This window comes from Nibrella viscosa, from assembly GCF_039541875.1.
Classification (GTDB): domain Bacteria; phylum Bacteroidota; class Bacteroidia; order Cytophagales; family Spirosomataceae; genus Nibrella; species Nibrella viscosa.
This window is the reverse complement of sequence record NZ_BAABHB010000029.1, coordinates 1-11,801: the sequence shown is the minus strand read 5'-3', so window position 1 is coordinate 11,801 and position 11,801 is coordinate 1. Positions and strand designations below refer to the sequence as shown.

The following is an 11,801-nucleotide window of genomic DNA, read 5'->3' as shown; positions in this document are numbered from 1 at the left end:
CATGTCGGCCATACAACACTGTCCACAACTGAGAACATACTATCAACGCAAAGTGGCGGAAGGCAAGAACAAAATGTTAGTACTCAACAATGTACGCAACAAGATTGTCCAACGGATTTTTGCCTGTATTCGCCAGAACAGAAATTATGACGAAAATTATACGATTTCACTTGTTTAGATCATAGAAATCGATCCGTTCTACATACCTAAAACTCAATCCGATAATTAAAATTCGGGAAAAAGCCGAGTTGGTAGGCGGTTCGAATGCGCTGGCTGCGGTTGTCGTAGTATTGCAGGAAGAGGTTCTTCGTGTTGAAAATATTCTGGAAGTCGACAAACCATTCCTGCGTGACCCGGCTGCCGTTCCGGCGGAACGTTATTTTGAAATCGGTCCGGAAATAATCCCGAAACTTTGCTTCATACGCCTGATCGGCATACACCCGCGTTTCGCCGGCCCGGCGCGAAGCCTCCAGGTTAATGGGCGTATAGCGACGCCCACCGGCCAGCGTGATTCGGGTATCGAACGACAGCGTGTTGCGCTCGCTTAACTGGAATTCTTTTCCGGCCAGCACATTGGCTACATAATTGCCGTTGAACGCCGTATTGCGCCAGACCTTGTCGCTGCCCTGGTATTTGGAATCGTACAGCGAGGTGGTGATCAGGAAGTAGTAGCCATTGCTGAACGAGCGTTCGGCTGTCAGTTCCAGCCCGTAGTTCCGGCCCAGCCCTTTGTTCACCAGACTGTCTACGTTAGGCGTACTGAAATCGGCACCCACGTTTACGGCCGAGGCCGAAGACGCCCGCAGTTCGACCGGTACGTTGTAGAGGTACTGGAAATAGGTTTCGGCTTTCAGGCGGATGTTATCGCCCACGGTGCGTTCGTAGCCGGCCACGGACTGGAAGCTGCGGGTAAAGCCCAGGTTGCGATTGGTCTGGATGTATTCATTATCCGACAGCCGGGTTCTGTAAAAGTAAATCTGCATGGGCGGCAGCAGGCTGTTCAGTCCCGCGCTGAACGATACCGTTTGCCGGGGATTGATCTCGTACCGGGCCCCAAAGCGCGGCTCCAGCACCGTGCTGTTGTTGAGCGCAAACAGCGAGCCATGCAGACCGGAATTCAGCGTCAGGTGGTTCGAGGGCTTAAATTGCCACTGCACGTAGGCCTGCATCAGACTGGTATTGCCTTTTACGTCGTGCAGTTTACGAAACGCCTGTTGGTGCAGAAATACGCTGTCGGCGTAGGTAAAAAACAACTGGTGGAAGTAAGCCCCGGCCGATACGGAATGCCGGGCGCTGTACTTTTTATTAAGTTGCACCAGGGCCGTTAGCCGCTCCTGATGCGAGCCGTCGCGGAAGTACGGATGCGCTACCCGCTCGGCGTTCAGCGTATCCTCTACTACATAAAATGCCGAACCCGATGCGGCTACGGTTGCTTTCAGGTAAGTACGGTCGTTGAAATAATGCGTGTACGACAGCCCCGTTACACCCATCTTCGCCGTGTTGAACGTGCTGCGGTAAGGATCACCGTATAAATTCGTGGTATCCTCCGGGTTCGCTTTCATATCGATCCGGCTCAGACCACCTACGCCAAACAGCGTAAAGCGGCTGCCGGTCCGGCCCGTCGGCAGGTCGAACTTGAATGTCAGGTCCTGGTATTGCGGCACGGCCGAGCCGGTACCAAAGTTCAGCCCCAGCAGCTTAACAGCCCCCAATACCGAGTACCGGTAGTTGATCAGATACGTCGCTTTTTTGCCGGGTACGATGGGTCCCTCGGCACCCAGTTCAAAGCCGTTGAAGCCCATCTGACCGGTATATTCGCGCTTGCCGGCATTGCCGTTTCGCAGTTGCAGGTCGAAAACGCCACTTTGCGCGTTGCCGTACATAGCCGGGAAGGCTCCCGTAAAAAAGTCCGACTTGGCCAGTGTATTGTTGTTCAGCATGGATACCGGCCCACCCGTAGCGCCCAGCGAGCCGTAGTGGCTGGGGTTGGGTATATCTACGCCCTCCAGCCGCCAGAGCAATCCCAGCGGTGAATTACCGCGCACCACAATATCGTTACGGGCGTCGTTGTTCCCTACTACCCCGGCAAAACTGGCCGCCATGCGGGCGGGGTCGTTGCGGCTGCCGGCAAAGCGCCGGATCTGCTCCACATCGAAGGTGCGGGCGCTCAGCGTACCGAATTCGTTGTTGAGCAGGTTTTTGTCCCGCTTCGCCTTTACAATTACTTCCTGACCGGTAATTACCTCTTCCTGCAAGCTGATCTGCAACACTACCTCCTTGCCCGAGGTAACAAGAATATTCGGTATCTCCTGTTCACGATACCCTACATAGGTGACCCGCAGCGCCTGCCTACCCACGGGGACGTTCGTAAGCTGGAATTCGCCATCGGCATCGGTAGCGCTCCCCTTCGGCGGGTTGGTGCCAACCAGCACTACGCTGGCTCCCGGCAAGCCGCTGCCCGACTGGGCGTCAATGATTTTTCCTTTGATGGTTTGCGTCAGGCTCTGGCCGAATCCGGTCAGGCTCAGCAGGACAAAAGCGAGTAGTAGCGTGCGCTTTTTCATGTGGACAGATTGGTTTTGAAACGACACGGCAAAATTGCGTAGCCGGCCAACGCCATGCCTAACATCGGGCCGTTTAGCAGCCTTTTGGGCCAAACGGTAACTGGCAGGGACGTTTGGTAAGGGTTGGGACGAACAGCAAATTCTGAATGTCAGCTGTCTGGTGTGAATGATAGGCCAAAGCTATGGTCACCGGGAGCGCCGGAAAAAAAGAAGTGGATGAACCGGTGAAAACGGCAGAAGGGCCACATATATCGGGCTCCGGATCTCCGCAGCGCAGGTGCTATCTTTTTTCCGGATTTTGTGATTACTTAGCACGTTTAGCGCCTGTTCCTTTTCGCCCTGATTCTATGAGACCCATATTCCCGACTCCTGCCCGAATCTGCCGGCTTCTGCTGCCGGTACTTCTTATTTTCACCAATAAACCAGTCCTGGCCCAGCCGGCCGCTCCCTATACCTGGCCGGAAGGCAAACGGGTGGCCGTCAGCCTCAGTTTTGATGACGCCCGGCTGAGCAATGTCGACGTGGGCACTCCGCTGCTGGATCAGTACGGCGTAAAAGCAACGTTTTTTGTGGTTCCCTCCGCCGTGAAACAGCGGCTCGACGGCTGGAAGAAAGCCGTAGCTGCCGGACACGAGATCGGCAATCATTCGGTGGCTCATCCGTGCAGCGGCAATTTTCTCTGGTCGCGGCAGAAAGCACTGGAGAATTATACCCTGGAGCAAATGCGCACTGAGCTGATGGATGCCAATAAACAGGTACAGGCTCTATTGGGCGTAAAGCCGGAGGTCTATGCCTATCCATGTGGCCAAACGTTCGTGGGGCGGGGGCGCGATACCAAAAGTTATGTACCCGTCGTTGCCGACCTGTTCCGGGCGGGCCGGGGCTGGCTCGACGAAGCCCCCAACGACCCTACCTTCTGCGACATGGCCCAGCTATACGGCATGGAAATGGACGGCAAAGACTTTGAGCAGATTCTGCCCATATTGGAGAAAGCCAGGGAAACCGGGCAATGGGTGGTACTGGCCGGCCACGAAATTGGCGAATCCGGCAACCAGACCACCCGCGTGGCCATGCTGAAGAAATTATGCGAGTACGCCAAAAATCCGGCCAACGGTGTCTGGCTGGCCCCTATTGGCACGGTAGCTGCGTATGTTCAGCAAAAAACGCCGGTCAGTGGTCGATAACTACCCCTAAGCGCGGGAAACCCTAAACGGAATATCAGGATGCGGGAATGGTGACGTTCTGACCGCTTTGCTGGCTTTGAAAGCGCAGTACGAGCACGAACCCAATACCCTGTAGCGCCCAGCCCAGGTGAAGCACAGCCGCAGCCACATCCTCGTTGATCAGCAGATATACATAATCCAGCCCCGCCCGGCTGGTCGGGCGGGAGGCCAAAGGCGCGGGCATGGCATCCGCGGCCGGCAGACCGTTGGTCAAGGCCGAATAAATCAGCGGACTGTGCAGGGTAACCAACAGCAGCATAATCAGGCCTAGCCTGTACGCCTTCAGAGCACCCCGGCTTCGGCCAGCTACCAGCAGTAAGCCCAGCAACAGCAGGGTTGTTGACACAATAAACAAATAGGGATACTGAACGAGCAAAAAGACCTCCGCCGGCAGCTTATACGGCACAATAATGTTTTTATAAAAGACCCGCAGGAACTCAAAATAGCGGAACGGGTCCCCGTGCCGGAACAGCAACAGGGCCAGGTTCAGACCGGCATACAACCCTATACCGACTGTAAGCCAGCCATTCAGACCGGCCCGCCCGCGAACCGGCTTACCCAGGCTGACAACCAGCAGTGTATAGACGCAGTAGATCAGAAAATCGGTATCCGGAACATACCATTGCCCCCCTGGCAGATGCCCCTCATATACCAGACCCCGCAGCAACGCCTGGTAAGCGCTCAGGCCGCTAAACAGCAGCAAAAATAAGTACGCCCGTTGCCGGCTATACCAGTATTGGTGCCCGGCATAACCGGCTACGCCGAGCAGGCAGATCAACGCAATGCCGGAAGGTAAATCAATCATCAGGCCGATGGGTACTCATTCGCTCTTCATTGAAAAGAGCATTAGCAAACTTAGCGTAGCCAGCACCGACAACAGTTTGCCCAGGTCGGAAATAGACGCTATTACCGGGGTAGTCGACCGATCAGGCATCACCTGATGAGCAAACGTAACGTGCTGGATAACAAATAAGCTGCCGGCGAAGATACCGATAAGCACCCAGCGAAGTATTTCTTTATGAAACTTTTTCATACATTCTGTCTACATGGTATGGATAACGTAAAGGAAACGTACGCGCTGCCAAATCCGTGTACCGTTTTTAGTAAACGGTATGCTACAGGAAACACTGCCTGTAAAATGATTAGTCGTTGTACAGCCGCTCCTGGTAAACAACAATGCGGGCAAAACGCCCTCAGAGTATACCGGAATACGCTGGTTCCACTGCCTCAGTTTGCCAGACATCTCCGATTTTCAGGAGCCTTCTTTTTAGTATAACGATCTTATAGGCGCTGGATGCAGGTATGTTATTATAGCGTAAAATTTGACCAAAGGCCGATACTTGTTTTTTAATTTGGCCCAAAAAGTTGTAAACTTGACAATTGCAAGTTAGTCTCTATAGCATGCTGGCCAAGAATTGGTATCGTTCTCTGGGTATACGTCCGCACGAAGTCCGCACGGTCTGGTTGTTTTTTCTGCATCATTTTTTGCTGGGGATTGGCACCATACTGGTCTATGTCTCGGCCAATGTAATTTTGCTGGAGCACCACCCGGAGACAAGTCTACCGCTAGGTTACGGGGTTGCGGCCCTGGTTACCATTCTGGTTGGTAAGGTGTACGATCATTACGAGCATCATCTCTCTCTGCAGCGGCTGACCGTTCGGGTACTGGCAGCCGTGGGGGTGCTTACCCTGCTGACCATTTTTTTGGTAGAAATGGGTAACTCCGTGGCTTCGGCTATCGCCATTATGGTTGGCTACCGGGTCATTTACCTGCTCACCAACCTGGAATTCTGGGGGGTGTCGGCGGTAGTGTTTGATGTACGGCAGGGCAAACGGCTCTTCAGCGTCATCAGCTCCGGCGATATGCCCGCCAAGGCTATAGGGGCCGTGCTGGCGGCTCTGGTTCACAGCCATACCGATGTAGAAATGCTGCTGTCGGGCGCGCTGGTGGCGTACCTGAGTGCGCTGTTTGTGTTGTACCGCACCTTCCGGTCGCATTCGCTCTCTTCGCATAAGCGCCAATACTGGCGAAGACGCTCGCAGCCGTCTCTTATTCACCGGCTGTTTGGGGGTAACCAGCTTATTTATTCCATGTGCCTGAGCCTGGTTGCGGTGGCGATTGTGGCAACCGGCATTGAATACGCCTTTTTTATCAATGTCAAGCATAAATGGCATAACCAGGAAGAGCTGTTCCGAAATGTGGGTCTGGTGCTGTCGCTTACCTATCTGGTGGCCATGCTGGTAAAGCTGCTGGCTTCACGTCCGGCGCTGGAGCGGTTGGGTATCCGGCGGCTCCTGCAATTGCTACCGGTGGCTTCGCTCGTTGCATTACTTTCGTTTGTCTTTGTGGCCAATCAGGAGCTTGGGGCCACTGGACAGCTTGTCTACTTCTGCGGTCTGTACCTGCTGTTTGAAGTGATCCGCCGGGCTTTGTTCGACCCGGTATTTCTGGTGCTGTTTCAGCCGCTTACTCCGCGCCAGCGACTAAACGGCCATACCCTGGCTAAGAGTGTATATGAGCCCCTGGGCACGGCCGTAGCCAGTGCCCTGCTGTTGGCCGGTAACGCCTGGACAACTATAGGCTATTGGCTGCCGTTTGTCTGGATGGCTTTGGTTGCCGTGGCCGGTGCCGTTCTGCTACACCGCACATACCGGCAGTACCTGCATGAACTGAACGATGCCCTGGGACACCGCTTTATGACCGACGAGCCGCTGGCTTTCCCGGCAGAAGCGCTGAGCATGGTAGTGAAAAGCCTGCGGAGCAGCCGCCCGGAAGAGGTCATTACCGCCATGAGCTGGCTACAGCAGTTTCATCCGGAAGCGTTGAGCCGGCGCCTGCCCGAGTTGCTCAATCATGCCGAATCGTCGGTTCAGGAGCGGGCGCTCGAAGCCGTGGTGGCCTTATCGGTACCAGTCGACGCCAGCTTTCTGGCCGACCTGGCCGAAAAATCAGCCGACCCGCAAACCCGCGAAACGGCCGCTCGACTGGCCTGCCTGCAGCCGGATACCAGCGCTGATACCCGGCACCTCCTGCTGACCCACGCCGATCTGGCTATTCGCAAAGGTGCCCTGCAAGGTTCATACGAACGTAGCCCAACCGATCCGGCCGTGCCGGCGGGCCTTGATCAGCTCTGCCGGTCGTCGGAAATACCGGAGCAACTGGCTGCGCTTGACCTGGTGCAGGCTATTCGGTGGCCAGGCTCTACCGATTTTGTGGCAGCCTGTTTACAGCAGACAGATCCCTTGGTGGTCACGGCGGCCATCCGGGCAGCCGGCACAACGGACGACGAATCACTGATGAAGCTGCTGATAGCCCTGTTTCCCGGCAAAGCGTACGGCAAACAGGCAGCCATTGCGCTCGGTGAAATTGGTCCATCGGTACTGCCGATTATCGATCAGCAGTTGAGCAAAGAGGCTGATCCGGCGGTACTGGTCCGGCTGGCGCTGGTCTGCGAACGCATAGATGTTCCGCAAAGCCGCCGTATCCTTGTCAACCTGGTTCGTCAGCCTGACTTGCCGGTACGCTCGGCCGCTCTGCGGGCTTTAAATAAACTGCCGGCCGACCAGACTGAAGGTGCTGTTTTTGAGCAGGTATTGGAAGACGAATGGCAACTGGCGCAACGCCTGCTGCACGGCAGTCGGGAGGAGCCGGGTTTGGCTACCTGTCTGCGGTATGAGCTACAGTGGCTCCAGCAGCGGGTGTTTAGCTTACTGACCCAATTGTATGATGCCGATACGATCGGCCGGGTCCGGACTGGCATCACGCACGAAATCCGGGAGCGCCGGGCCAACGCGCTAGAAGTGCTCGAAAACTCGGTACCCCGGCGGGTTTATCTGTGCCTGCAGGCCCTGGCAGATGAACTCCCCCTAAGCGAGCGCATCCGGCAGATAGACGGGCAACTCATGCCTTATGGGGAAGCCGAACCCATTCTGACCTTTATCATCCGGCAGGGTGAACAGACCTTTACCGACTGGACCATTAGTATGGCGCTGCGTCGCTGGGTAGCCGCCCCAGCCTCGTCCGAGTGGCTCAATTCTTACCTGAATCACCCGGTTCAGTTATTGCGTGAAAGCATCAGTCTCCTCTTACAACCAGATACCAGCGGGAAGGCTCCGGCAATCACCTTGCCCCTCCCCGACACTACCTTTATGAAAGCAACCGACACCGCCAATACCATCTCGCACATTGAGCGGGTTATTGTCCTGAAAAACACCCGCCTGTTTGCCGACACTCCCGAAAACGTGCTGAGCAGTATTGCCCCCATCATGCGGGAAGTCACGTTTATGGAAGGGCAGGAGATTTTTCAGAAAGGCCAGCTAGGCACCTGCATGTATATCATTCACAGTGGTGAAGTCGGGATTTACGACGGATACCAGGCGCTGGCGCGGATGGGAAAAGGGGATTTCTTTGGAGAACTGGCCCTGCTTGATACGGAACCCCGGTCGGCCACAGCCGCAGCCACTACCGACGTTACCCTGCTTCGGGTGGACCAGGACGATTTTTATGACCTCATGGAAGAACGCAGTGAAGTACTGCGCAATATGATGCGAATGCTGTGTCGCCGAATCCGTCACCTGAACGAGCAAGTCCGAAACGCGCCGGTTAGTCCGGTTGCGCACTGACCAGCGTACGCAGTTTCTCCAGATGAGCCTGTTTACCGGCCTGTCGCCAGGCAATGGCCGTAGGGGTCCAATATTGGTGCGTATTCAGAAACCGCACCTGAATTTTGTTCCACGTGTCTTCGTCCACTACCATTTCCCGCTCCCGAAGCTCGTCAAATAAGGTTCGGGCAATGGGCTCAAAGTCATCGCGGCCCAGGTAATCCAGATCGGCATCGCAGATGATCTGCTCCAGGTGCGTCTGGGGTGCCTGGGGAATGCGTGTAGCCATAATCATCCCGCAAATCTGATCGATCTGCCTCTCTGTATAGCCGAAGCGGGGAAGCGTCTGGCGAGCCAGCCGGCAGCTTTCTTCTTCGTGCCCCCGGTAGGTATCAATAAAACCGGAGTCGTGGTAAAGAGCAGCCGTGCGCAGCAGCACCATGGCTTCTTCATCGTTGATCCCTTCGGCTACGGCCAGCCGCATGGCAGCATCTACTACGTCACGCACGTGATGAATACCGTGGTAGTAAAGGGTGGCCGACAAGTTATGCGCTAATTTTTCCAGGATGTAAGCCTCGGCGGTTTCTGGATTCATGGTCTAACGGCTTTGCCCTAATGATAAAAAATTTATTTGATAATGCCTAAAAATCCGTAAAGCAGTTACTTAAATTATGACTAAGGTCTCGTTTAGGTATGTCGCAGGTCTTTTTTTATAAAAAGAAAGCACCAGAATGGCCGGTGCTTTCTTTTTCTGATCCAATACGGTTTGTTACAGATTTTGCTTTTTCATTTCCTGCACGGCATAGTTAGCCGCCCGGGCGGTCAGCGCCATATAGGTCAGTGATGGGTTCACACAGTTGGCAGAGGTCATACAGGCACCGTCGGTGTTGAACACGTTTTTAACGCTATGCACCTGATTGAACTTGTTCAGTACCGATGTTTTGGGATCATTACCCATGCGGGCAGTACCCATCTCATGGATTCCCAGGCCCGGCCAGGAGCCGGCATCGTTGATGCGAACGTTTTTCAGACCGGCGGCCTCCAGCATTTCGGCGGCATCGTTACCCATGTCTTTCCGCATGCGCATTTCGTTATCCTTGAAATCGGCATCAAAACGCAGGACGGGCTGCCCCCACTTATCTTTCTTAGAGTGATCAAGTACCACTTTGTTTTCGTGGTAGGGCAAACACTCACCGAAGCCGGTCAGACCCATTGTCCACGGACCAGGTTTGGTCAGTTGTTCTTTAAAATCGGCCCCGAAGCCTTCCAAACCGTACCCCCGGCCCCAGTTCATCCGGCTGGCCGAACCCTGGTAACCAAAGCCCCGCAGGTAATCGCGCTTCTGCTGACCGGGCAGGTTGCGGTAGCGTGGTACGTAAACACCGTTGGCCCGGCGACCGTAGTAATACTGATCGTCAAAACCTTCGTACTCACCCGAAGCTCCGACGCGGAAGTGATGATCCATCACGTTATGACCCAGCTCACCGCTATCATTCCCTAAACCGTTGGGGAAGCGGTTGGAGGTCGAGTTCAGCATGATGTAGGTAGAGGCCATTGATGAGGCACACAGGAAAATAATGCGGGCATTGAACGTCAGTTCCTGGCTGGTCTGTTCGTCGATTACCCGTACACCGGTCGCTTTCTGCTTCTTCTCGTCGTAGATCAGCGAGGTTACAAACGAGTACGGACGGAACGTGAGCCGGCCGGTTTTCTGCGCTACGGGCAGGGTAGCTGCCTGCGAGCTGAAGTAGGCACCGTACGGACACCCGCGAATACACAGGTTCCGGTACTGGCACGATGCCCGGCCCAGCGCCGTTTGCTCCGCAGTAGGTTTGGTCAGGTGGGCCACCCGGCCGATGGTCCATCTCCGCTCCGGCCACTTCTTCTCAACAGCGCCTTTAATGTGCTTTTCAAGGCAATACATGTCCATTGCCGGCTGGTAAAGGCTATCCGGCAAATGCGGCAGGTTTTCTTTATTACCACTTACCCCGATAAACCGCTCGACATAATCATACCAGGGCTGAATATCTTTGTAGCGGATTGGCCAGTCGATCGCAATACCTTCTTTGGCATTGGCTTCAAAGTCGAGGTCGCTCCAGCGGTATACCTGGCGGCCCCACATCAGCGACCGGCCCCCTTTGTGGTAGCCCCGCATCCAGTCGAAACGCTTATCTTCCAGATAAGGATTGTCTTTATCGTTTACAAACAGATACGAACTGGACTCTGAGATGGTGTAGCCCGTGCGGGCCTGTACCGCCTGCTCTTCGGCCACCTGCGTAGTAGGCCGGCCCCGGTGCGGAAATTCCCAGGGGTTGGTCATCGCCGTTTTATAACCAGACACGTGCTCAATGTCTTCACCACGATCCAGCAGTAACACTTTTAGGCCTTTCTGGGTCAATTCCTTGGCTGCCCATCCGCCCGATATACCTGAACCCACGACAATCGCATCGTAGGTATTCGCTTGTTGTGCTTTTATATTAAGGTTCATTCGATAGGTTAGTTTGAAGTTTCAGGTTTGAAGTTTGAGCGGGGCTGCCCGGCGGTTTAAAGTTACCCCGGCGGAGCAACTTCAAACCTCAAACCTTAAACTTATTTATATCGCCCACGCTTTCTGGCCGGGCTTCAATGGTACGCAGCCTTCAAAACGGCCGGGAACAGGTACGTAGGCCAGCGCCTGAGTAGCACCTATTTCGGACGTAAAGTAGCCCATCAGGGTCAGGTCTTTCAGCATAAAGAAGAACGGAGTGTAGCGTTTGTCGGCTGGTCCCTGCATCATTTGCCCACGCTCCTGTTTGGCCTGCGTTTCCAGCTTTTTCATCACATCAATCCGTTGCGCGTTGTCGCACTCCACAAATGATTTGTTATACGCATCCTTGCTGATCTTGTTGGTTGTCACCAGACCTTCTAAAAACCGCTTCTGTTCAGGTTCGCGGTAACAATCCTTCAGCACGATGTCGATCACTTCGTTCACCTTGGCGGCCTTGGCACCGGGCGTGCTGGTCGTTGGGATGATGACCTCGGCCATTTCGGCAACCATCGCATCCTGGTCGGCCGTAAACAGCAGGGGCTTGCCACTAACGGCACGGGCAGCGGCAGAAGCCTCGAGTGTATCGGCCAGCGCCGGCAGCGACACCGTCGCTCCCACCAGCGTGGCCACCCGTAAAAGGGCATCTCGTCTGTTCATGTGAATAGGTTAGTAATATGTTTAATAAAAACGCTTTTGCAGAATACAAATATATAAACTAAAGTTCTTGAAATAAGATTTTTGGATGAAGAATGCCAAAAGTGGTTTAGCCCCCTATAAGTTGGACACAGATTCTATTATTACGGATTTTATTTTGAGTCTAGGCAGCCTTATGCCCTGCTTCGATAAGAAACTGGCCGGACATTGATACCCCAGTCCCGAATGTAA

At 54.5% G+C, this 11,801-nt stretch carries 8 protein-coding genes and 1 pseudogene; 3 read left to right on the top strand and 6 right to left on the bottom strand.

The genetic code is table 11. From position 1 onward, the window contains the following. Window positions 1-178, top strand: a pseudogene (locus ABD931_RS29425) (IS110 family transposase); the annotation flags it as partial. Window positions 179-206: 28 nt separating this feature from the next. On the opposite strand, the gene ABD931_RS28970 reads toward ABD931_RS29425, so the two are convergent. Further along, window positions 207-2,564: a carboxypeptidase-like regulatory domain-containing protein gene (locus ABD931_RS28970; RefSeq protein WP_345271616.1), complete on the bottom strand. Its 2,358-nt coding sequence runs from the start codon at window positions 2,562-2,564 to the stop codon at window positions 207-209. Between the two features lie 347 nt (window positions 2,565-2,911). Between ABD931_RS28970 and ABD931_RS28965 the strand changes: the two genes are divergently transcribed. Continuing rightward, the gene (locus ABD931_RS28965) at window positions 2,912-3,748 is read left to right on the top strand and encodes a polysaccharide deacetylase family protein (protein WP_345271615.1); all 837 of its coding nucleotides are present in this window, start codon (window positions 2,912-2,914) and stop codon (window positions 3,746-3,748) included. Between the two features lie 34 nt (window positions 3,749-3,782). Here ABD931_RS28965 and ABD931_RS28960 read toward each other — a convergent pair whose 3' ends face one another. Both ABD931_RS28960 and ABD931_RS28955 read right to left on the bottom strand, forming a co-directional pair. Then, a complete protein-coding gene (locus ABD931_RS28960; RefSeq protein ID WP_345271614.1) occupies window positions 3,783-4,592 on the bottom strand; it encodes a hypothetical protein in 810 nt (269 codons plus the stop codon). Between the two features lie 15 nt (window positions 4,593-4,607). Next, window positions 4,608-4,820 (bottom strand): hypothetical protein, encoded by a 213-nt coding sequence (locus ABD931_RS28955; protein WP_345271612.1) that lies wholly within the window; start codon window positions 4,818-4,820, stop codon window positions 4,608-4,610. A gap of 368 nt (window positions 4,821-5,188) precedes the next feature. On the opposite strand from ABD931_RS28955, the gene ABD931_RS28950 reads away from it, so the two are divergent. Further along, the gene (locus tag ABD931_RS28950) at window positions 5,189-8,410 is read left to right on the top strand and encodes a cyclic nucleotide-binding domain-containing protein (RefSeq protein ID WP_345271611.1); all 3,222 of its coding nucleotides are present in this window, start codon (window positions 5,189-5,191) and stop codon (window positions 8,408-8,410) included. Here ABD931_RS28950 and ABD931_RS28945 read toward each other — a convergent pair. The 3 genes from ABD931_RS28945 to ABD931_RS28935 all read right to left on the bottom strand — a co-directional run bounded on the left by ABD931_RS28945 (window position 8,391) and on the right by ABD931_RS28935 (window position 11,573). Further along, on the bottom strand, window positions 8,391-8,984 hold the full coding sequence (locus ABD931_RS28945) for an HD domain-containing protein (RefSeq protein ID WP_345271610.1): 594 nt from the start codon (window positions 8,982-8,984) through the stop codon (window positions 8,391-8,393). The genes ABD931_RS28950 and ABD931_RS28945 overlap by 20 nt on opposite strands. Window positions 8,985-9,158: 174 nt before the next feature. Continuing rightward, entirely contained in the window at window positions 9,159-10,877 is a 1,719-nt protein-coding gene (locus ABD931_RS28940; protein WP_345271609.1) for an FAD-dependent oxidoreductase, read from the bottom strand. Window positions 10,878-10,982: 105 nt separating this feature from the next. Further along, window positions 10,983-11,573, bottom strand: a complete 591-nt coding sequence (locus tag ABD931_RS28935) for a gluconate 2-dehydrogenase subunit 3 family protein (RefSeq protein ID WP_345271607.1) — start codon at window positions 11,571-11,573, stop codon at window positions 10,983-10,985. Between the last annotated feature and the right edge of the window lie 228 nt (window positions 11,574-11,801).